22 protein-coding genes are annotated in these 21,687 nt (G+C 58.9%); 8 read left to right on the forward strand and 14 right to left on the reverse strand.

Annotated elements, in window-relative coordinates; genetic code table 11:
* Window position 1 precedes the first annotated feature (1 nt).
* From DFP86_RS04915 to DFP86_RS04970, 13 genes are all read right to left on the reverse strand, one after another.
* On the reverse strand, window positions 2-400 hold the full coding sequence (locus tag DFP86_RS04915) for a toxin-antitoxin system TumE family protein (protein ID WP_133678899.1): 399 nt from the start codon (window positions 398-400) through the stop codon (window positions 2-4).
* On the reverse strand, window positions 397-666 hold the full coding sequence (locus DFP86_RS04920) for a hypothetical protein (protein WP_133678900.1): 270 nt from the start codon (window positions 664-666) through the stop codon (window positions 397-399). The genes DFP86_RS04915 and DFP86_RS04920 overlap by 4 nt, the downstream gene beginning before the upstream one ends.
* Window positions 667-673: 7 nt before the next feature.
* Entirely contained in the window at window positions 674-1,186 is a 513-nt protein-coding gene (locus DFP86_RS04925; protein WP_133678901.1) for a nitrous oxide reductase accessory protein NosL, read from the reverse strand.
* Window positions 1,183-2,016 (reverse strand): ABC transporter permease, encoded by an 834-nt coding sequence (locus DFP86_RS04930; RefSeq protein WP_133678902.1) that lies wholly within the window; start codon window positions 2,014-2,016, stop codon window positions 1,183-1,185. Before DFP86_RS04930 ends, DFP86_RS04925 begins: the two co-directional genes overlap by 4 nt.
* The gene (locus DFP86_RS04935) at window positions 2,009-2,920 is read right to left on the reverse strand and encodes an ABC transporter ATP-binding protein (protein WP_133678903.1); all 912 of its coding nucleotides are present in this window, start codon (window positions 2,918-2,920) and stop codon (window positions 2,009-2,011) included. Before DFP86_RS04935 ends, DFP86_RS04930 begins: the two co-directional genes overlap by 8 nt.
* The gene (locus tag DFP86_RS04940; RefSeq protein WP_208108229.1) at window positions 2,913-4,172 is read right to left on the reverse strand and encodes a nitrous oxide reductase family maturation protein NosD; all 1,260 of its coding nucleotides are present in this window, start codon (window positions 4,170-4,172) and stop codon (window positions 2,913-2,915) included. The genes DFP86_RS04935 and DFP86_RS04940 overlap by 8 nt, the downstream gene beginning before the upstream one ends.
* 88 nt (window positions 4,173-4,260) lie before the next feature.
* Complete coding sequence (gene nosZ / locus DFP86_RS04945) at window positions 4,261-6,225, reverse strand: TAT-dependent nitrous-oxide reductase (RefSeq protein WP_166642156.1); 1,965 nt, start codon at window positions 6,223-6,225, stop codon at window positions 4,261-4,263.
* Window positions 6,226-6,560: 335 nt separating this feature from the next.
* Window positions 6,561-7,277, reverse strand: a complete 717-nt coding sequence (locus tag DFP86_RS04950; protein ID WP_208108230.1) for an ABC transporter permease — start codon at window positions 7,275-7,277, stop codon at window positions 6,561-6,563.
* A 20-nt stretch (window positions 7,278-7,297) separates the two neighbouring features.
* Window positions 7,298-8,110 (reverse strand): ABC transporter ATP-binding protein, encoded by an 813-nt coding sequence (locus DFP86_RS04955; protein WP_133678905.1) that lies wholly within the window; start codon window positions 8,108-8,110, stop codon window positions 7,298-7,300.
* A gap of 8 nt (window positions 8,111-8,118) precedes the next feature.
* A complete protein-coding gene (locus DFP86_RS04960) occupies window positions 8,119-9,180 on the reverse strand; it encodes an FAD:protein FMN transferase (protein ID WP_133678906.1) in 1,062 nt (353 codons plus the stop codon).
* 213 nt (window positions 9,181-9,393) lie between these two features.
* Window positions 9,394-9,540 carry a hypothetical protein gene (locus tag DFP86_RS19250; RefSeq protein ID WP_166642157.1) on the reverse strand — a complete coding sequence of 49 codons (147 nt, stop codon included), beginning with the start codon at window positions 9,538-9,540 and terminating at the stop codon, window positions 9,394-9,396.
* 206 nt (window positions 9,541-9,746) lie between these two features.
* Entirely contained in the window at window positions 9,747-10,712 is a 966-nt protein-coding gene (locus tag DFP86_RS04965; RefSeq protein ID WP_133678907.1) for a quinone oxidoreductase family protein, read from the reverse strand.
* The gene (locus tag DFP86_RS04970) at window positions 10,709-11,818 is read right to left on the reverse strand and encodes an aspartate-semialdehyde dehydrogenase (protein WP_133678908.1); all 1,110 of its coding nucleotides are present in this window, start codon (window positions 11,816-11,818) and stop codon (window positions 10,709-10,711) included. Before DFP86_RS04970 ends, DFP86_RS04965 begins: the two co-directional genes overlap by 4 nt.
* A 108-nt stretch (window positions 11,819-11,926) precedes the next feature.
* Between DFP86_RS04970 and DFP86_RS04975 the strand changes: the two genes are divergently transcribed.
* On the forward strand, window positions 11,927-12,805 hold the full coding sequence (locus DFP86_RS04975; protein WP_133678909.1) for a LysR family transcriptional regulator: 879 nt from the start codon (window positions 11,927-11,929) through the stop codon (window positions 12,803-12,805).
* Window positions 12,806-12,904: 99 nt separating this feature from the next.
* Here the strand turns inward: DFP86_RS04975 and DFP86_RS04980 are convergent, their stop codons facing one another.
* On the reverse strand, window positions 12,905-13,624 hold the full coding sequence (locus DFP86_RS04980; RefSeq protein WP_208108231.1) for a YebB family permuted papain-like enzyme: 720 nt from the start codon (window positions 13,622-13,624) through the stop codon (window positions 12,905-12,907).
* Window positions 13,625-13,741: 117 nt separating this feature from the next.
* Here DFP86_RS04980 and DFP86_RS04985 point away from each other — a divergent pair, with 117 nt between their 5' ends.
* The 7 genes from DFP86_RS04985 to DFP86_RS05015 all read left to right on the forward strand — a co-directional run bounded on the left by DFP86_RS04985 (window position 13,742) and on the right by DFP86_RS05015 (window position 21,559).
* Window positions 13,742-14,509: a helix-turn-helix domain-containing protein gene (locus tag DFP86_RS04985; protein WP_133678911.1), complete on the forward strand. Its 768-nt coding sequence runs from the start codon at window positions 13,742-13,744 to the stop codon at window positions 14,507-14,509.
* Window positions 14,510-14,956: 447 nt separating this feature from the next.
* A complete protein-coding gene (locus DFP86_RS04990) occupies window positions 14,957-15,295 on the forward strand; it encodes a hypothetical protein (protein ID WP_133678912.1) in 339 nt (112 codons plus the stop codon).
* A gap of 78 nt (window positions 15,296-15,373) precedes the next feature.
* On the forward strand, window positions 15,374-16,726 hold the full coding sequence (locus tag DFP86_RS04995) for a jacalin-like lectin (protein ID WP_133678913.1): 1,353 nt from the start codon (window positions 15,374-15,376) through the stop codon (window positions 16,724-16,726).
* A gap of 308 nt (window positions 16,727-17,034) precedes the next feature.
* Window positions 17,035-17,790 carry an alpha/beta fold hydrolase gene (locus DFP86_RS05000; RefSeq protein WP_166642158.1) on the forward strand — a complete coding sequence of 252 codons (756 nt, stop codon included), beginning with the start codon at window positions 17,035-17,037 and terminating at the stop codon, window positions 17,788-17,790.
* Between the two features lie 82 nt (window positions 17,791-17,872).
* Window positions 17,873-19,120, forward strand: coding sequence for a hypothetical protein (locus DFP86_RS05005; RefSeq protein ID WP_133678915.1), 1,248 nt, complete (start codon window positions 17,873-17,875; stop codon window positions 19,118-19,120).
* Between the two features lie 2 nt (window positions 19,121-19,122).
* On the forward strand, window positions 19,123-20,334 hold the full coding sequence (locus DFP86_RS05010) for a phosphoadenosine phosphosulfate reductase domain-containing protein (RefSeq protein ID WP_133678916.1): 1,212 nt from the start codon (window positions 19,123-19,125) through the stop codon (window positions 20,332-20,334).
* Complete coding sequence (locus tag DFP86_RS05015) at window positions 20,318-21,559, forward strand: alpha/beta hydrolase family protein (protein ID WP_133678917.1); 1,242 nt, start codon at window positions 20,318-20,320, stop codon at window positions 21,557-21,559. The genes DFP86_RS05010 and DFP86_RS05015 overlap by 17 nt, the downstream gene beginning before the upstream one ends.
* Window positions 21,560-21,687: the final 128 nt, after the last annotated feature.

The following is a 21,687-nucleotide window of genomic DNA, read 5'->3' on the forward strand; positions in this document are numbered from 1 at the left end:
GTTATGAGGCTGCGAGTCCGTGATGCGTCCTGTCGGGCTCGGCGGATAAATCGTGGCCAAGCAGCGGGTCGTGCAGCAAAGACCGCAGCAGGCCGATGACGTTGTCGAGCAGGGGGTGTCCGGGCCGAGTCAACGGGTCGGCCGCCACCGTGCCGTCCGGCCGATGCAAGTGATTGGGGAAAGTGGCCAGCGCGCTATGCAGCGGCGCGGTGTCGATGCGCAGGGCCAGGTCGCCCCATTGCCACTCGAAGCTGTAGTCGTCGTCGCTGGTGGCACGGATCTGTACCGTCGTGCCAGTTGGCAGGCCGAGCAGCAAGGCATCTTGTAGCAGCTGGATTTCTCCGAGTTGCAGTTCTTCTTGCCGCGCGGTCAATTGCTCGCACAAGTGGATATGCATCATGAGTTGATCTCCAGTAGGGTGTCGCGCAGTTGGGCGCGTAACGCTTCGCGCGACGCTTCCAGCGAGACCGCGCCCAAGTAGTGTTCATAAGCCGGGTGTTCTGCGACTTCTCCTTGGCGGATTTTGTCGAGCAGTTGCGCCGGGTCGTCCACCTGGTATGGCAGCAACAACTGCTTACGGTTTTCCCTGAGTTCGTAGACCAACCGGCTCATCGTTTCGACATCGACTGCCGCCTCGTAGGGAATGCGGTCAAAAAAGCGGGCCATGATTACCTCACATGTTCTGATCTTTTACGACGCCGCCATCGGTGGTTGCCATGCCGATGGTGATGTCACCGAAGTGATACAGCTTGCCGCCTTGTTGGCGGATGAAGGCTTGGGCGGCGCTCTCTGTGCCGAATGAAGCGAAGGTCTGTCCCATCGCGCCGCGTTTGTTCGAGCCGATGACGTAGAACGCGCTGTGCGCATCGATCCAATGTCCTTGCGGGTGTTCCCAGCCGGTTTTTTCCATGTCCTGGACATACACCGCCCGCACTTTGCGGGCTTGTTCCGGTTGTAGATAAACCGAGAACATGCCGAGGGTGTCGCAGAAGAAATCCGGCTCGCCCTGGTCGTAAATGATCTGGGCCTTGGGACCGGGATAATCGGTCAGGGTCATGCCGTCGAGCACGCTGACGGTGGCGGAAGTGACTTCGTGCGGCGGCGGCAGGGCTGCGGGTTTGTCCTGACACGCCGTCAGCGACCAGGCGAGCGCCAAGGCGCCGACGAGGATGGGGAGACGTTTCATTGCTTGAACCTCCAGGCGGCAATCGCAAGGGGGGAGAGAATCCACATCACCATGATGCCGCCCAACAGCAGCGGGTCGGCCAACGACGGGGGGAAGACGCTGATGAGGCCAAACATGGCGTGCAAATCCTCCGGCCCGAAAATGTTCAGGATCCGGAAAATATCCGCGGGATTGAGTAGCAGCAGGATCGGAAACAGCGGTCCGAGCGATGCGCCGCCGCTGATGACCAAGGCGCCAAGCAGCAGCAGATCGAATACCAGCACGAAGAAGAACCAGATGCCGATCGCCAGCCCGCTGGCGGAGGTTCTGCTTTGACAGAACACCGACAGCGCCACGGCAATGCTCAGGAACACCAGGCCTAGCAGCAGCGCGCTCACGACAAACCCTGCGTACTGCAGCCAGTCCGCCGCCGGCATGCTGACATTGACGGCGATCACGGCGCCGGCGGCGCCGAAGCCGATCAGTGTGGCGCAGCTCATCGCCAGCGCCAGTCCCAGATATTTACCCGTCAGCAGCGCCAGCGGGCTGAGCGGGTAGGACAGCAGCAGGTTGAGCGTGCCTTTTTCCTTTTCGCCGACGATGGCGTCGAAGCCGAGGATGAGGGCGATCAGCGGCAGCAGGTAAATCGCCAGGCTCACCAGGCTGGCAATCAGCGGCTCGATGCCCTGGAAACCGACCAAGCCTTGTTGGGCGGAGCCGAAAAAGCTGATGGCGAGCGTGAAGATGGTGAACACCACCGCCATGGCCAGTACCCAGCGGCTGCGGATGCGGTCGCGGAACTCTTTGGCCGCCACGACCTTGACGGCATGGAGCGTGGAAAGATTAGTCATGGCGGAAGGCCTCGGTGGCGAGCAGCAACTCTTCAAGCGAGGCTTCGTGCATCGCCATATCCAGCAAGGGCAGGGACAGGGCGGTGAGCTGTTGCATGAGGGAAAGTTTTCTATCGGTCGGACAGATGACTCGGATCTGCTGACCCTCCAGGCTGACCGGCAGATCCAGCAGTTCGGTCAACTGGGCGTGAACCTCCTCCGCGAGATGCGGTGGCAGGGTCAGGAATATGCTCAACGAGGGGTTGCGGGCCTTGCGCAGATCGGCCAGGGAGCCGGCGAATTGCACGCGGCCATCGCGAAGAATCGCCATACGGTCGACGCGTTGCTGGATCTCGGAAAGAATATGGGAGGTGATGACGATGGTCGTGCCTTGCTGTTGGCACTGCCGCAGCGTCTGATAAAACTCGCGGATCCCTTCCGGATCCAGGCCGTTGGTCGGCTCGTCGAGAAACAGAATGCGCGGCTGGCCCAGCAAGGCTTGGGCAAAGCCCAGCCGCTGTTTCATCCCTTTCGAGTACTCTCGGACCTTCCTGAATTTACTGGCCGACAGGCCGACTTGTTCCAGCAGTTCATGGCATTGCGCCGGCGCGGCATGCTTCAGGCGGGCAAAGAATGCCAGGGTTTCCAGGCCGGTCAGGTTGTCGTAAAGCGCGATATTTTCCGGTAAATAGCCGATGTGCCGCTTTTGCCGCAGCAACGTATGCGCATCGATGGTTTGCCCGTCGATGGCGACCTGGCCGCTGTCGGCGCGAATCAGCCCCAGCATGATGTTGAACAGGGTGCTTTTCCCCGCGCCGTTGTGGCCGATCAAGCCGAAGATTTCGCCGGCCGAAATGCGCAGATCCACGGACTGCAGAGCCTGTATGGCGCCGAAAGATTTGCAGACCTGAGAGAGGCTAATCATGTGTCGGGCTCCACGCTTTCCAGTCTGGATGGACGGGTTTCATTTTTGGCGCCTGGTCGACCACGCCCGGGACATTCAATAAAGGGAATTGCTGAGAAATCAAACTGAGCGACTGCAAGGCCGGGCTACTCATCAGGATCTTGACCATCGGGTAGCGCCAGGTCAGCCGGTCGACGATATCGCTCGATTTGTAAGGCACGTCGCCGGTGCCGTGCCCTTTGCGGTCCCAGCCGAAATAGTTGCTCCAGTAGTTGCCGGGCCAGAGCACGTCGCGGGCGGCGACGTAGCGGATCTGTTGCCGGTTCTGGATGAAGTCGTTGTTGCTGACGTTGTTGTGGATCGAGCCGCCCCACAGGTGCACGCCGACATGGTTGCCGACGATCAGGTTGCCGGCGAGCGTGTTGTATTCGGCATCGTAAACGAATAGGCCGCGTTGATTGCCGGCGACGACATTGTTCTCGATCACCGAGTCCTGGATGGTGCGCAGCATGATGCCGTGATCGGTGTTGCCCCAGACCCGGTTGTTCTTGACCACCTGGTTGCGTGTTTCCATCAAGGCGAGCCCGCCGCGGTTATGGAACACCTCGTTGCCATCCCAGGTGTTGAAGTAGGAGTTCATGTAGTGCGTGCCATAGCGCACGTTGTGAATCACATTGCCCTTGAACATGGCGTGATGCGACACGTCGACGTAAATGCCGTCGCGGGTATAGCTGATGGTATTGGCGGTGATGGTGGCGCCGGTGGTGTTATAGAGCTGGATGCCGTTGCCTCTTTCCGGCGAGGCGATGTCGCGTTTGCCGACAATCAGGTTGTGATCGATGACGACGTTGTTGGCGCGTTCGATCCATAAACCGAACAGGTTGTAGCTGAGCTGGCAGTGCCGGACGATGGCGCGATGGGCGCCTGGCTGCAGGTAGATCCCGGCATTTTGCGCGGTCAGATCGCTGCCGCTATTGCTGACGATGAGGCCTTCGATGGTGACGTCGGTGGCCGTCACCCGGATGACGTCGCCCGACCATTCGCCATCGATCACCGGCCGGTTCTGGCCGTGCAGCGTGAGCGGTTTGGTAATGCGCAGGTGTTCCCGGTAGTGTCCGGGGGCAATGAGGATCTGGTCGCCGGGACGGGCTGCATCGATGGCTTGCTGTATCGAGTGCCCCGGTGCCACCTGTACGACCGCGCCCATGGCTGTCGCGCTGAACCATGACGTCAGGCTGAAGACAGCGGCGGTGAGGAGAGGGCGCAAGTTCATCGTGTTCGGTCGATACCAGAATAGGGCTCTGAAAAAAACGGGGGGCGAGCCCCCCGCCAGTTCGCTCATCGTACTGCGATGATGACAATCAAGCTTCAACCAGCATGCGCGAGCGCATTTCCAAGTGCAGTGCGTGGCAGAAGTTGGTACAGAAGCACCAGTACACCCCGGGTTTGTCGGCAATGAACGTGACCGACTGGGTCTGCTGCGGGTGTACGACAAAGTTGATGTTGTAGGACGGGATCGCGAAACCGTGCGTGAGATCCTCAACCTTGTCGAGGTTGGTCAAGATGATGGTGACTTCATCGCCGCGTTTGACGGTCCACTCGCGCAGGCCGAACACCGGTGCCTGGCTGGTTAGGTAGACGGTGACTTTCTTACCCTTGCGCTCGACGCGACAATCCTTCGGGCTTTTGACGGCCAATGGGAATTCGTCGAGGTTGTAGATTTGGCGCGTCTTGATGATGTCGCGGCGGACGATGATCGAGTCGTGCGGCTCCGGATAGGTCGGGTGATCCGCCACCAACAGCATCTTGTCGCCGCTGATATCGATCAATTGCGCGCTGTCGGGATGCAGCGGGCCGACCGGCAGATAGCGATCCTTGGAGAACTTGTTGTCCGAGATGAAGTACTTGCCATCCGGCTCCTTGGTTTCCCCCATCGAGGTGAAGCCGTGGCCCGGCTGATAGTGCACGTCGACACGGTCGACCACCACTTTGGCGCTCTTGTCGCCCTTGAATGCCTTGATGGCGGCGTCCAGATCCCACTTCACGATCTGGCTATCGAGGAACAGCGTGGTGTAGGCGAAGCCTTTGCCGTCGAAGCCGGTGTGCAACGGGCCAAGGCCGATTTCCGGTTCGGCGACCACGGTGTCGCGCGGTTCTTTCAATTCGCCGTTGAACCATTTGAGCACCAGCTCGTGGGCGATCAGGGTGGCAGTCGGCGAGAGCTTGCCGGCGCACGCATAGTATTTGCCGTCCGGCGAGACATTGACCCCGTGCGGGTTCTTCGGCACCGGGACATAGCAAGTCAGCGCGGTTTTCGGATCTTTGTTGCCCGCCTTGGTGCCATCGACCACCGGCACCTTGCTGTTGCCGATATGGAAGGATTTGCCGGCGGCGACGGCGGCTTCGATGCGTGCGACGTTGAAGAAGATGCAAGCATCGCGTTCGGCGGCCATCATGTCTTCGTAATGCACGCCGTTTTCGGTGTTGTACTGGTTGGAACAAGCCAGCTTGCCATCGTAGGAGGTGGCGACCAGGTCCATGTTGCCATCGATCTTGACCTGCCAGCGCGGCTGCATCGTTTCGGCATCGATACAGGTAAACAGGCAGAAATACTTCGACGGGTCGTTCAGGTCGCGGCCGTCGTTCGGGTGCGGTATGTGGAATTCATTACCGCAGAAGACGCGAGTGGTATGGTTGACCTTGTCGTCCACCGGGTCGCGCTTGTCCGGGAAGATGCCGTGGAAGCCCTGGACATTCGGTAGTTCGGTGATGTGGTCGCACTCCATGGTGTCCAGGCGCACCCGGGCAATGCGGGCATTGATCTTGTCGTTGACGAAGATGTATTTGCCGTCGTAGGTGCCGTTGCTATAGGACTGGTGGACGTGGTGGGTGTCGCCGGTCGTGTAATTCAGTTGTCCGTTCGGCCGCGTACCGATAATTTTTTTCGACTCGTTGGTGTAGCCCCAGCCAGACATGCAATCGGTGTTGAACACCGCAATACGGCGGATTTCCCGGCCGGACGGCAAGCCGCGTACGCGAAGATCGCCGGAGTGGCCGCCGCTGGAGAAGACATAGTAAGTGTCCAATTTGCCGGGGTGGACTTCGTACTTGCCATAGTCGATCTCCGTGGCACCGCCCGCGGCAGTCGCGCTGGCGTCGCCACCGCCGCCCGCTGCAGGCGCCGCGCCCTTATTACAACCGACCAGTCCTAACGACAAGCTGGCGCCGGCCAGGCTTGCGACCGCGGTGGAGGTCAAGAATTTGCGTCGGCCTTGATCCGGCGGAACCGGCTCCCCAGTATGCTGATCCTTGGAATTTATCATCATATTCTCTCGAAGAAGTTCTATATGAACCTCAGGAAGCCCATCCTTGAATCTGTCTGCTGAATGTCTTCCGGAGACTGATTTCTCTGCGGCTGCGACAATTTGCCGCAGCCAACAAGCTACGCTCACGTCATAAAGGGGTGTTTGATGCACATCAAATATCGCTTAAACATTCATTTGATATGAATCTTTAAGCGCTTGCCTACTAGTCATGACGATGTGATCGACTGCAGTGTGATCGATCGCCAAGGGCGGGGGGAATGATGAGAATCAAGCTTTTAAGGACGATAGTCGTTCGTCGTTGCCAGGACACCGGTAGGAGCCCCTCTAGAGAAGGGTTACCGGTTGCCCGCCCGGTAAAAACCGGTTATCACGACCAGCGAAGCGACAGTCAGGCCTGCCGTCAGAATCAGGCTGGAGGTCAAGGCGGGCTGTAAGTAAATCGAACATAATCGTCCACGCAGCAGATCGACCGCATAGGTCGCCGGATCGAGCTTGGCCAGTGCGCCCACCCAGCGTGGGGCAAGATCGATCGGGTAGAGCGCGCCGGACAAAAAAAACATCGGCAATAGCACGAGGTTGCTCATCACCGGAAAGACCAGGACGGATCGAAACGGTAACGCCACCATCAAGCCGATGGCCGAAAAAGTCATGGCAATCAGCAGCATCTCGATGAGCAGCATCATCAACGTCGGCGGGGTGATCCCCACGCCGAGCAAGGGGCCGAAAGGCAGCACCAATAGGCTTTGCAGCAAGGCTTGCGCAGTGCCCGACATGATCTTGCCCAATGCGATTTCCCAACGCGATGCACGACTGACCAGCAGCGCGCGCAAGAACCCCGCCTCCCGGTCGTGAACCAGCGAGATGGCCGCGGATACCGCGCTGAACATGATGATCATGCAGAGAATGCCGGGGTACAAATAGGACTGGTAACCCGCCATCTCCGCGTAAGTGCCGCTTTGCAGGGCGGCACCGAAGATAAATAGATAGAGCAGCGGCTGCACCAAGGTCAGGACAATGCGCCACGGCGATTGCAAGAACCGCAAGATATCCATTCGGACGATGCATAGGCAGCTCATGAAGATGTCTCCGGCGTTGTCAGCATCTCGCCCAATGCCAAAACCGTGTGCAAGGAGTGCCGATCGGCATCTTGCGTTGTGCCGGATAGCGCGGGGAGCCGGGAGCGAACCGGCGGCAAGGTTTTGACCAGTTCGTCCCACGGCGCCAGGCACCGCATTTTCCCTTGATCGAGCAGCATGACTTGCGATGCGCGCATGGCTTCATCGGTGTGGTGCGTGGCCAGCAAAATGGTATGGCCTTTGCCCGCCAATCGCTGCAAGGTGTTCCAGAAATGATGGCGCGCAATCGGGTCGAGCCCCTGGGTCGGCTCGTCCAGCAAGAGGATGGGCGGTTCGTGAATCAAGGCACGGGCCAGCTCCACCTTGCGCGTCTCGCCGCCCGACAGGGTTTTGACTCGCCGTTTGCCGAGCGGCTCGATCTCCAGTTCGGCCATCAGCTCGGCCAAGCGCTCTGCGATCCGTACACCGCGCAGCCCCTGCATGTAGGCCATGGCATAGAGATTTTCTGCCACGCTCAAGGAGGGTTCGAGCGCCGCCGTTTGGAAGACGACGCCAATCTGTTCGCGTGCTTTGCGTGGGGCGCGGATAGCATCGATCCCCGCCAGTGTGATGCTGCCCGCGGCAGGGAGCGCCAGGGTGGACAGCAGCGACAACAGGCTGCTTTTACCCGCGCCGTTTTTGCCGATCAAGGCGGTGATCGTGCCTGGATGGAGCCGAAAGGACAGCGACTGCAAAATGGTCTTTGCTTTGAGCCGATACTGAAGCTGACACACTTCGATGCCGGGTGCGCGGTGTTTGCTCGCATTCATCGACTTGCTCACTCGCCCAGGATGGCGGGCGGTGCTTCGCCGCGCCGGAGACTGATTCGTTTCAACATGGCAGGCGAAACCCAGACGCGGCCAGCCTGATCGACCATCAACATGGCGCTCACGCCCAGTTTCCGGCTAAGCCATAGCGCGTGCGCCGAGCCGGCGATAAACGCGGGCTTGCTGGCCCCATCAGAAAGCGCGCCGGCATACGGGCCCGGTGGAACGAGCACGGTGACCGATTCCGATCGACTCGCCGGCAAACCCGTCCTGGGGTCGAGAATATGGCAGTAGCGTTTGCCGTTGGCCACGAAGTAACGCTGATAGTCGCCGCTGGTGCCGATTGCCTCGCCGTCTTGCAATGCCAGGGTCGCCAGCGGTTCTGGGCGTCTGGGGTCTTGTATGCCCACCGTCCAGGGCTGGTCGCCTTTCCGGCCCAATGCCAGCAGATTGCCGCCGACATCGATCAGCGCATTTTTGACGCCCCGTGCGCGCAAAATGCGCGCCGCCTCGTCCAGCGCCCATCCCTTGGCATAGCCGCCCAAATCAAGGGCAATATTGCGCTGGCTGCTGCTAATCCAGCCGGATTGAGAAATATGCAATGCCTGGATCGTCGGCTGCGGTTGCATCAGCCGTTGCACCTGGCCAAGTGTCGGCGGCGTGACGCCAAACTGATCCGCCTGAAATCCCCATAGCCTGATCAAGCTGCCGATGCCCGGATCGAACAATCCCGAGGAGGCGGTCGACAGCGACTGCGCATGGCTGAGGATAGCGGCCAATTGCGGGCTGGCATGGAAGGGCTTGCCGGCGGCAATGCTGCTGTTCAAGCGGGTCAACTCCGAGGGCTTCCAGGCATGCAACCTATCCTGCATGGCGACGAAATGGGCGAACACCGCATTGGTGTCCTGCTGTGCTTCCTCCAGCGTCCGGCCGTATAACGACAACTGCACCCGCGTGCCGAAAACATAAGTGCCCTGGGCATACAGTTGGGGCTGCCGCAAAGTGAGCAGCAGGATGGCGGCAAGCGCCAGCGCCCCCAGCAACAGCATGTGCAAGCGACGAACTTTGAGCATCGTCAGGGCTGACTCGATGGTTGATTTGATTCAGTAGAGTATCAGTGTCTTGCTATGCGGGTGGAATGATATGAATCAAGCCATTCCGTTGCCGGGGAGGGCGGGATCCGATGGGGCGGTGTTGTCGTGACGTCTCACAGGTTGATCGTACAAATACAAAAGGCAGCGCTAATGGCTGCCTTTTGCATCGGCTTGTGTCGTGCCTTGGACAAGCTAGAAGCGTCGGCGGCTATTGCGCCGGTAGCTGTCTTCGTGACGATATTCGATCCTCACCAACTGGTGGCTGTCCATTCGAGGCGCGAAGTAGAACCGTACTGCCTCTTGAAGTGCCATCCAGAAACTACGCCAGAGTTGTCCCATGATTGTGCTCCCTTTTTTTTACGCCCCTTTAACTTCAGCGTAGCAAAGTTATTCTGCCTGATCTACTGCGTGATAGGTGTTTGGGCATAAATTCTCAGAAATCAGTTTTTATAGGCATAAAATGTCGATTTTTTAAATGGGTAGGCTAGTCTTTTTTGCCTGCCGTACCATTTCTAGCTGCGACCAAACGCCTGCAGGGGTTTTGTTCAAGGTATTAACAGAACCTTGCCGCTGGAACGACGACTTTCCAAAAACGCATGAGCTTGCGCGCCGTCGGCGAGCGCAAAGCGTTTGGCGATATTGACCCGCACGTCACCGCGGCGTATCCAGTCGAATAAAACCGCGGCACGTTGCCGGCGTTCGCTGGCCGAGGTCAGGACGTTCCATAGATCGCCACCGCTCAGTGTTTTCGAGCCGTCCATCAGCATGCGCGGGTCGATGTGCGGCGGGTCGCCGGCCGCCATACCGTAGAACACGACGTGGCCACCGATCCGGGTGGCGCTCAGGCTGTCTAGCAAGGTGGTGCCGACCGATTCGTACACCACGTCGACCCCTTGTCCGTCTCGGCCCAGTGCCTGTGCCTGTCGCGCCCAGTCGACGTTGTATAACAGAACCTCGTCCGCACCGGCTTCACGCACCGCCGGCATCTTGTCTGCGCGGGAAGTGAGGCCGACCACCTTTGCGCCCAGTCGTTTCGCCATCTGCACCAGCAACAGCCCCACGCCGCCGGCTGCGGCATGGATCAGTACGGTTTCCCCCGCTTGCAGCTTATGGCTATCCGACACCAGATATTGCGCGGTGAGGCCCTGCAGCGCGGCGGCTGCCGCGATGTCGGCCGAAATATCGTCCGGCAAGGCAATGAGCTTGTCGAACGGCACCGAAACCTGTTCGGCATTGGCGAAGGGCGCGTCGGCAAAAACCACGCGGGTGCCGATAGGGAACGGGCAGGCGCCTTCGAACGAGATGATGGTGCCTGCCGCTTCGTAACCGGCAATGAAGGGCGGCTGGCCTTGCAGATGATAGTTGCCGCGCCGGCGATAGATATCGGCAAAGTTCAGTCCGATCGCCTCGGTGCGAACGATGGCGCAGCCTGGCGTGGGGCGCGGGTCGGGGATTTCGATATATTCGAGTACGTCGGGCTCGCCGAATGTGCTGAAGGTGAGGGCTTTCAAGAAAAACTCCTATTGGATAATGGGGAGTCTGCCGGCGTGCCGAGCTCGCCGTTTCTGCGTGCGGCGACATGGGCACCGAAGTCTGCGCGGGCGATCAGCGTCTCGGCGATTTGTACCGCATTGAGTGCGGCGCCTTTGCGGATGTTGTCGGCCACGACCCAAAAATTCAAACCGTGAGGCACCGTCGAATCTCGACGCAAGCGGGAGACATAGACGTCATCCTTGCCCGCGCTGCTTAGTGGCGTGGCGTAGCCGCCCGGTTCGGGCTTGTCGAGTACAGCGATACCGGGGGCGTGCGTGAGGCAACGCCGAGCGGATTCCACATCCAGCCCGCGCACAAACTCGACATTGACCGCCTCCGCGTGCCCCACCATGACCGGCACGCGCACGCAGGTTGCGCTCAGGCGGATCGAAGGATCCAGGATCTTGTGCAGCTCCTGTTCCATTTTCCATTCTTCCCGGGTGCGCCCGTCATCGAGAAAAGTATCGATATGCGGAATGACGTTAAAGGCGTAGGGAACGGTATTGTCGTCCACGGTGCCTGGCGGCCAGCTTACCGTCGAGTCTTGCACGCGGGCATGTTCAATTTCTTGCCTTAACCGCGCAATCTGGCGCTTGCCGCCGCCGGAGACGGATTGATAAGTTGCAACGACGACACGACGGATGGTGGCTTCCCGATGCAGCGGCGCCAGAGCAACCGCCAACTGGATCGTCGAACAGTTGGCGACCGGCAAAATGCACCGGGCGCGCCAGTGTGCCAGATCAGGGGCATTGACCTCCGGCACTACCAGCGGTACTTCGGCATGCAGCCTGAAGGCCGAACTGTTGTCGATCACGACGCAGCCCGCGGCGGCAGCCAAAGGCGAGACCTTGCGTGAATTCTCCCCGCCCGTGGAGAGAAAGAGGATATCCGTCTGGCTGAAATCGTGCGTGGCCAAGTTGCCTACCACCAAACGGGTATCACCATAGTTCACCGTCTGTCCGACCGAACGTGCCGATGCCAGCGCTACGACCTGTGCGGCCGGGAAAGCGCGTGCCGCCAAAATAGCCAGCATTTCTGTACCGACGTTACCTGTCGCGCCGCCTATTGCAATGCGATAGCGCATTTTTTTTCCCTCCCGTTTTTGGGAAAAATGTATTGGCGCTAGCGTAGCGTGTATGGTTGAATTAGTTAAACGAATAATAGTTAAGTAAAGAATAAGGGTTTCTGATTGATGGATGCCGATCTTCTCAAGACCTTCCTCGCCGTTATCCGCCAGGGTAGTTTCATCGGTGCCGCCGAGCAGATCGGCCGGACTCAGTCGGCGGTGAGCCAGCAGATACAGCGGCTGGAAAATTTGCTGGGCGGCCCATTGTTGATCCGGACTAGCCGCGCCATCCGCTTGACCGCGGCGGGGGAGCGCTTTGTCGAATACGCCCAGCGCATGGTCGATCTGGCGGAGGAAGCCAGACGTACCGTACATGGTCTGGCCGTACAACAGACCTTACGTGTCGGTATCGTGGAGGATCTGGCCGGTTTTGTGCTGGCAGAGGTATTGCAGCGCCTGCGTGCCGAGGTGCCGCAACTTCGACTCGACATTCACTCGGCTTCGACGCGCGAGTTACTGCCGCAGCTCGGGTTTCGCTACGATGTCGTCGTGGGGATCAAACCCTCACACGCCCGGGGCGGTACCGAGCTATTGCCGTTGCCTTTGTGCTGGCTGGGCGAATGGCGTGGCGGAACCGTGCCGCTGGCCCTCCATGCGGAAGGCTGCGGCATGCGGCACGCCGCGACCAACGCGCTGGATAACGCCGGTATCGCCTGGGACGCGGCGATGATCGCCGAGGGGATCTTGCCTAACATCGCCGTGGTGCGTGCCGGCCTGGCGGTCACCGTGCTGGCCGAAGGACTCTGCCCGCCGGATCTGCCGCGTTGCGTCGGTCTGCCGGCACTGCCCTCGCTATCTCTGCGTCTCTTTGCCCACGACGAGGCCAATATCGAAGCGGTGGAAACGCTGGGGCGCGTCCTTAGAGAAACCCTGTCGATCGTGGGGCATCAAGGTCAGCCGGCCGGATCGGCTGTCGCCGGCGGCGATGTCGGCGCTGTGTCTTAATAAAGGTATTTTGCTAGCGGTTCCAAGTCGTTATCCCCAGCCCCTCTGCTTTGCAATCTCGGTAGCATCGGTGGGCTGCAATGTCGTGCCGCCCAGGACTCATGCCTTCCAGCTGACTCGTCGATTTCCTTGAGCGGCGGCATCGACGCTCGCATAGCCGTCAAAGACACGATGCAGTTTCGAGCTTTGCAGCAAGCTCGCGGGGGTGACGGTTTCACGTTGCCAAGGAATATTTCCCAAATACCAGACACGCCAAAATGTCAGATCCGTCTTGGGATTCCGGGCGAGCAAGGTCGAGAACGTTTCGACTTGCCCCACCTGCGTGCCGGTCGCCTCGTCTAATACCTCTCGAACGTAACGCGAGCAGAATTGCTGCTTGGAATGCAAATCGAAACCGGTGTCGTAGAAAATACCCAAGCGCTTTTGCGCCGCTCGCATCACCGCTATTTTTTGTTGCGGCGTGAGTGGTGTGTTCAATCGGCTGACCTCAATCCGGCCACCCTCCGAGCGCTCGAGAAAGTGCGATAAGGGTGTCGTTTTGGAGAGCGGAAAAGTACTTTCCCCGATGATCGGCTCACGTCCCGAGATATCGATCACCACCCCCACATGGTTGGTCCAGCTTTGAGTGGCGCTGGCGACTTTTTGAAATGGCAAGGCCGAAACCCGGATAAAGACGGCATCGCCGACTTGCAGTTGCGAGGCCAATTCGCGGGCACTGGTGTGCTCGACCTGGTTCATGACTTGACCTATCGCCGTAGTGGAAAGGCATAGAGCGACGATCGGCAGCATGTTCGGGGTGCGGTATCGGTTGGGAAACATGGCGCTCCCTCGTTGTTGAATTAGGGCGTACTCTGCCTTTTTTTACATTACGGTAGAATCTTTTTGTCTTATCATGCACGGTTCGAGCCAATTGGTATTGAAAAACGATACTAAACCATGTCGCAGACACATCAACTGATCACAACCCTCAAGCGTTTACTCAAGGCTCGCGGTGTGACCTATGCCCAAGTCGCCACGCATCTAAAGTTGAGCGAGGCCAGCGTGAAACGGCAGTTCTCGCAGCAAAGTTTCAGTTTGCACACCTTGGAGGCCATCTGCGATTTGATTCAGTTGGAGCTGTCGGAGCTGGTTCAGGCCGCAGAAGATGCGCAGGCCGGCGTCAGCCAGTTAAGCGAAGCGCAGGAGGCGGAATTAGTCGGCGACCCATGTCGCGTGTTGGTTGCGGTGTGTGTGTTGAATCATTGGACACTGGCCCAGATCGTGGAGACCTATCGGCTGAGCGAGGCCGAGTGCATCATTCATCTCTTACAGCTCGATCAGTTGGGGCTGATCAAGCTCATGCCGGAGAATCGTGTGAAGCTGAGGATTGCCCGCGATTTCGCTTGGCGACCTGGCGGCCCCATTCACCAGTTTTTCCGCGAGCGTGCGCAAACGGACTTCCTCAATGCCGATTTTAACCAGCCGGGCGAGTTCTTGCGTTTTCAGCACGCCATGTTGAGTCCTACCGCCAATATACGATTTCAACAACGACTCCACCGATTGCTGCAGGAGTTCGCCGAACTCCATGAGGATGACGTCGTTTGCCCAGCCAATATCCGTCACGGCACCAGCCTATTGCTGGCCTTGCGTCCGTGGGAGCCCGCCGTGTTCGAATCGCTACGGCGCACTCCGGATACCCGGGTATTCGGGGATAGCGAAACATAATAGATGACTGCTCCCCGGAGGCTCTTTCGCCTTGGCGCCGATTATTTCGTGTACCGGTAGAAATAGCCTGACAGTTCGGTCAGTTGTTATGACGTCCGACGCTATCTAGAACCACATTGGCCTGGTCGCCAACATTTCTTGCAAAACCGCGCCACGCCTCGCTTGGCTCTCCACTTCCCACATCCTGCCGCTTGCCGCCGTCATTGCGCTAGCCGGACTTTCGTCGGCAATGCTTTCAAGCGTTCTTGAATTCATTAATTCATTGTCCTAATTTTTCGTTGTAAATAATTTATTGACATATGCCAATCAGTCCAAGGCATATGCTTTGCCGTAGACATTCGCTACCAAGGAGGGACGCCAGACAAGACTTCATGACCATTGGCAAGTCGTAGAAAAAGCAACTTTAAGTTCGCATAAACACATTGCTTTGATCATTCTTGGAGATTCATGATGAAACGATTGATGTTTTCTTTGGCCGCTCTGGGCCTGGCCGCCGTTGCCCACGCCGATACCGTGAACATTGTCAGCCAAGCGGCTTTTGTTTCGCCGTCCGGCGCGCCCTCATCCACCATCAGCATGGCCTTCACGCCCAATGCGCCCATCGTATTCAAGGTGGCCGGCAAGACCTGCCGCTGGGTGAGCTCCTCCAGCCCGTGGGGTTCCGGCGGTGGCGCAGGCTGCAACTACAGCATCACTGTCGATGACGGCGGTAATCTGATCAACGCCTCCAGCAATGGCAACGGTTGCACCGCTGCCGGCCAGGCGATGATCGCTGCCTGCAACTAAGTCCGTGGCGCGGGGCCGGCGGCCAATCGTGCCGCCACACCTCGCGCCTTGTCTTTTCCCGTTTGCCACGGAGCCGCCATGTCTACACCCAATACCCCAGCTAAAAGCGTCAATGCCTGGATCTATCTCGATGAAGATGAGCCGGCTCAGACGGGTTATAACAGTCCGGATAGCTGTTATCAGACCTTGATTCGTTACGATGTTTATCGCGCGACCGACATGCTGAATATTTGCTTTTTCAACACGGTCACGCTTGCCGATGGCAGCTATAGCATCGTGATCGGCAACATCGACAAACAGCATCCCGGCGGTGGCACTAATGCCGACTACCTGAAATGGGTGGTGCGCGATGCGCGCAAAACCAACCCGGAAATCAAGATCTTGGCCACCCTGGGTTATGGCGCCAACGAACTTAACGGTATCTTTTCCGGCCCGCAAAGCAGTTGGCCGGCGAGCACCGCGGCTTTCGGCAAAAACCTGCTGACGTATCTGCAGCAACATGATCTGGATGGCTTCGATGTGGATTGGGAGGCGGAGCTGGATAGTTCGCTGACCCGGCAACAGTTCGGCATGCTGTTCACGGCGATCCGCCATGCCTTCGATACAGCCAAGGACCGTTACTACTACCTGACCCTGTCGCCGGCCAACTTCGCACCCAATCTGCAGTACATCGATGCGGAAGCGGTCAACGGTAGCTGCGATTTCGTCAACCTGCAGCTGTACAGCGGTTTCATCAATAAGCGCGAGTACCTAAAAATCGGTATCAACGACAAGCTGCTGGCTTACGGCGCCAAGTTCGAGAGCATCGATGGCAGCGATCTTGCGCCGTACCAGTGCGCACAGCAGGCGCATGACGGGATGCTGAGCGGTGGCTATAACATCGTGACGCAATGGCGTCTCAATTCCGGCGATTACCAGTTCGAGCAAGCGCAACAGATGCTATTGCATCAGCTGGTGTACGCCGAGTCGATCCCGAGCTTCGACGATGCCCCCATCGTCGGCGCAGCCGGCAACCCGCCGATCACGCAGCTGACGATTCGTAGCGGCGATGTGCTGGACGCGATCCAGGCCACCAATACCGGCTCGTTTTCCGGTATATCGCTGCCTTATCAACTGCCGCAGCACGGCGGCGACGGCGGCCGCCAGTCCGAAATAGAACTCGCGTCGGACGATGCTCTCGTGGAGGTTTCCGGCTACACCGGCACTTGGTACGGCTGGAACGTGGTCGTGCAACTGACGGTGAAGACCCGCAAGGGACTGACCTTCGGGCCGTACGGCAGCATGCACGGCGTCACGGCCAAGACGGCGTTCGCCTTCACGGCGCCGACCGGCCAGTCCATCGTGGCATTCCGAGGCACCTCGGACGTCGTGCCCCAAGCGAACGGTAAACCGTCTAGCGTCATTGCCAGCCTGAATGTCACCTGCGCCTGAGCATGGGCGAGGTCGCGCCGGCCAGGTAACACCTGGCCGGCTTTGTCGTTGATCACATCCACTGCGACACCGATACGCTCAAGCCGCTATCGCGCTGTCGGCCTGCTTTCTCAATCCAGTGCTTCCTTCAACCGATTCGACTATCGACTTGGCGAGCGGTCAAGACCTGGCCTCATTTATGCCATCGTGATTTAAATACAACAAAGAAAAATTTATTTCCATATTAAGTTTCTAGTCAGATTGACGAAGTTGTATGCGATATGAGTAGTATATTTATATGGCATATATTAAGAAGGTTTGACAAAGTGATGAACTACCATCGTTTCGGTTCGGGAACCGAACTTGGCATTTTTCTTTTACCTGGATTGTTCGCCGGCAGCTGGATATGGAACAAGGTTCAAACGGCGTTATCCGCCGCTGGCTATTCGGGCATCGCCATCGATGCCGCCTTTGCCGAAATGGTGCCGGCTGGAGATCCGCTGGAGTATTTGCAACGAGAAGTGGAGCGAATCATTGTCTCTTCCGGTTTCTCTCATGCGGTGGTCTGCGGTAATTCGCTCGGCGGTTTTTTGGCACTGAAAATTCAGTCGGACCAAAACATTCCCATTGCGGGATGCATCGCCAGCGGCGCGCCTGGCTTCGGTAAAACCTCGGATCTGGGGCTGACCGCCAAGCGGGTGTTTTCCCTGCTCGACGCTCAGCGTGTGGCCGACCTGCTCTTTGTCGACGCGTCCTGCGTTACGCAGGCACAAATGACCGAATGCCTATCGCATTTCAAAAGCCGGCGCTCGCTGCTCAATATCGCGCAATACATGAAGACGGCGAACAAGGTCGACATGGCGCCTTTGCTGCAGCGCATTGCCTCGCCCAGCCTCCTCGTTTGGGGGGCGCAGGACAAAGTCACGCCCCTCGGCGACGTGCCGGATCTGCAAGCTATCAATCGCCACTTAACCATTGAAGTGATCGAGCACTGCGGCCATTCGCCGATGATCGAGAAGCCGACTCATTTCGTCAAAGCCATGGAAAGCTACTTGGAATCGCTGCCATTAGCGGCGCTGGCGTGACCTAAGGCGTGGCGTATCCGTGACTGTCGTACTCGAATGTCATCGTTAAATGGCCTGCAACCTTACCCGCTCAGGGGGAATAATGACAACTGAAGCTGAAATTCTAAATTTGATCGAAAACGGCCCGACTCGCCCTTTTTTCGGTCCCGACGCACAAGCGTTATGGCTGCGGGAAGGCAAGGCGAAGGAGGGGGGCGCGGGGCTGGATGTCGTGCTGTTGACTCATCCGCGCGATGAGCAGGATCTGGCACGCATGTTTCCTTGGGCCGAACGGCTGCGGCGCGAGGAGATCGTCGAGCTGATGCCGCATCTGAAGCCGGTCTGGGGCGAAATGATCCAGACCGACAAGATCAATGTCGGTATCTTGTTTTTGCCTCTGCTGGCCGCTGACATCCTGGACCCACGCAAACGCGCCGCTTGCCGGCATATGCTCGAATACGACGCGCTGGACGCGATCGCGCAAATGCATGGCCGTTTCGTCTGCTTGGGGGGACTCACGGGCGCATTGTCGCAATATGGCCGTCGGCTGATTGCGCGGGCGGACAGCCTCGGGATGCAAGTGACCACCGGGCATGCCTTGACCGCGGTATCGATCGTGCAGCAGTACAACAAGGCCCTGGCCGAGATCGGCAGATCCGGCGACGAGGTGGTGTTGGCGATCGTCGGCGTCGGCAGCGTCGGCGGCGGGGTAGCCAAATTGCTCTGTCACTCCGCTCATCGGGTCAAGCCGGCGCGCGTCATCCTGATCGACACGCGACAGCAGGAAACCCGGCTCAACGATATCGCCGGCCAGTTGCGGGAACGGCTCGGGATTGCCGTCGATGTCGAGCTGCTCGACAAGCGCACCACGCTCGGCGACGACAGCCTTTGTTATCGGCAGGCCAACGTAATCATCAGCGCGGTCAGCACCCCGTATATCCTCGATGTCGATAAGGTGGCCCCCGGTACGCTGCTGATCGACGATAGCCAGCCCTATTGCTGGGATCGGGACGCCGCCTGGGCACGCTTCCAGCGCACCAACGACATCTTGCCGTGCGATGCCGGCCTGGTGGATGCGGGCAGCATCGGTTTCGTCTCCCACTTTCCTTTTGACTTCAGCGACGACCAAGGCTTTGGCAGCGCCATTTCCTGGTCGTGTCTGGCCGAAGGCCTCTTGCGAGGTATCGACAGTTCGCTGCCGAACAATATCGGCGAATTGGAAGTGGCCAACTTGCTTGCTTACGAGTCGGCCTTCCTGCGCCACGGATTCACGATACCCCAGCTGCAGTGCGGGCTACACGCCATACCAGAACGCACGCAGTCCATTCATCCGTCATTGGTGGAGCCCTGAACATGACTCATGACGCAACATCGGCACGCTGCGTTAGCTGCGGCATGCCTCTCAATTACGACCGGATCATCCATGGCGATGCCGCCAAGCCGGCCTCCGCCGACGACGGCCGCTGCACCGTCTGCCGCACGGGGCAGACGCGGCAGGAAGAGGGGGACGAGAGCCACGAACGATTGCTCGATCTGTGTATTCGTTTGGCCCAAGGCAAGAGGGGCTGGGTGCGCCGCTTGTCCTCGGCGGTCGCAAGATTGCCCGGCGTGGGGCAAACCCGCGTGGGCGCGTTGGCCAACATTCTATCCAGTGTCCCGGCACGGACCGACGCGTCGAAATACGACGCGATGGTGCTCTACAGCGGCGGCAAAGACAGCACGTATATGCTGGTCCAATTGGCGAAAAAGGGGCTGCGCGTCTGCGCTTGGATGCTGGATCCCGGTTATCAGTCGCCGCAGGCGATCCGCAATGCGGAAAACCTGACGCGTAGTCTGGGCGTGCCGTTAATTGTCGAAAAGAAAGACAAGGTCATGGCGGACGGCTTGTTTCGCGCCGGGTTCGCCATCGACCGGCACTCGGATACGGAACTGGTGAAGGGCGCCATGACGTTTGGTTCGGCATGCTGGCCCTGCTTTTCGCTGATCGCGGTCAGCGCTTGCCGCTTTGCCGACGAACACCAGATACCGCTGTGCTTTATCGGTACGCAACGTGGGCAAAACCGGTTGAATCTGGAGGGCGGCGATGTGTTGACCTCGACGGCGTTGCCCAAGGTCAGCAGCCTGGTGTCGCGGTTCGTCAAACCGTTCCGACGCGCTTTGCCCGCGCCGGTGCCGGAGTTGGCGCTCGACGCCGAGGAGAGCACCTTCCCGACCGTGCTGATCCCATTTTACGAGTTCGTTGCCAAACCGGAACGCGAGCAGCAGATTCGGGCGATTGAGGCCTATGGCTGGTCCTTGCCCAAGAATACCGGCTCGTGCAGTTCAAATTGCATGATCAATGAACTGGGGCGGGCCGTGATGCGCACCCGTTTCGATTTCGACCTTTACGACGTTATCGACGCCAACGAACGCCGGCTGGGCAATCCCGCGGATCCCCACGCGGCGCAGGGGCCCGACCCGACGGCAGTGGCGCTCGGCGCCACCTTGATCAATCTAACGGATCAGGAAAAGAAGGTTTTCAAGATCCATCCTTTACGCGAGGCGAAAAGTGCGCAACATCAGTGATACGCAGTCTTACTCGATGCAGGACCACTTCTTTAGCCGTGCGATCTATGCGCTATCGCGCGTCATCGGCGTCAAGAACATCACCCGGCCATTTTGGAACCGCTGGCGCGCGGCGCTGTTCGCCAACAGCACGCTTGAGCGCTTCTTGTCCGCCATCAAGGGGTTGAGCGACTGGGCCGATGCCGGCCAGGTTTTCCTCGAACAGGAGATCGCGGCGTTCGGCGCCGCCCGCGGGACGCTTGAGCGCGAGCAGGAGGTGGCGGAACTGCGCCGGCTGTCTTTCTTGGCGCATTTGGTGCAATGGGGCTGCATGCCGTTAACCGATCTGAAAAAGAACGCCTATCGGATGGCGCGCGATTTTTATGTCGAGGCGGAGACCCTGCAGCACGGTAGTCGCTTTGCGCGTCTGCCCGTCGATTATGGCGGTCATCGCCTCTGGGGCAATCTTCACCTGCCGGAAACGCATAACCCGACGGAAAAATGCCCGCTGGTGGTGATCATTCATGGCATGGACGACGTCAAGGAGGAGCACCTGGCGAGCGAGCTGCTGTTCCAGGCGGCCGGTTGCGCGGTGTTCTCGATCGACGGCCCGGGGCAGGGCGAGGCGTTCTTGCTCGATGGCGTGTTGTGGGAAGGGCGTTTCGAAGAAGCGATCATCGCCTCGGTCAATACGCTGGCGCGGCATCCGATCATCGATACCGAGTACTACGCGATCTGCGGCATCAGTTGGGGCGGAATGTGGGCCTACAAGGTCGCGGCCAAAGACCCGCGAGTCGCGTTTATTCTCGATTTGGGCGGCCCCATTCATGCCACGGACTTTTCCAAGCTGCCTTTCTTCTTGAAGAGCAAGTTCTGCCAAATTTTTGGATTGGCCTCACCTGATGATTATGCGGAAAGCATGTTAGAGTTCTGCATAAACGACGATGGGCTACTATCGCGCGTGCGCGCCAAGACGCATATCGTCCATGGCGACAAAGATCCGATCGTGCCGACCAAGGATAAAGTATGGCTGGCGGACACATTGAACCGCCTCGGCCACACTCAGGCCACGATTAGCGTCTACCCGGACGGGGATCATTGTTGCACGCAGCATGTGGCGGAAATCCGCCAGTTGGCGGCGCAGGCGTTTCTCCAGATCTATCAGGCGCACCGTCAGGCAGCGGCCTCGGTACGCGTGCGGGATGACGATGCACGACCGAACGCGTTGGCCGACGTATCGTCGTAATGGCGCCGGCGAGGTCGGCATCGCTCTATAACAGGCTGTGGGATGCAGGATGGTCAATAAAAATATTCAGCGTTTCTCGGGGGTTCTGTCCGTCGTCATTTGTACGGTATTGGCGACCGGGTGCGGTC

The sequence above is a fragment of the Paludibacterium purpuratum genome (genome assembly GCF_004363805.1).
GTDB lineage: Bacteria > Pseudomonadota > Gammaproteobacteria > Burkholderiales > Chromobacteriaceae > Paludibacterium > Paludibacterium purpuratum.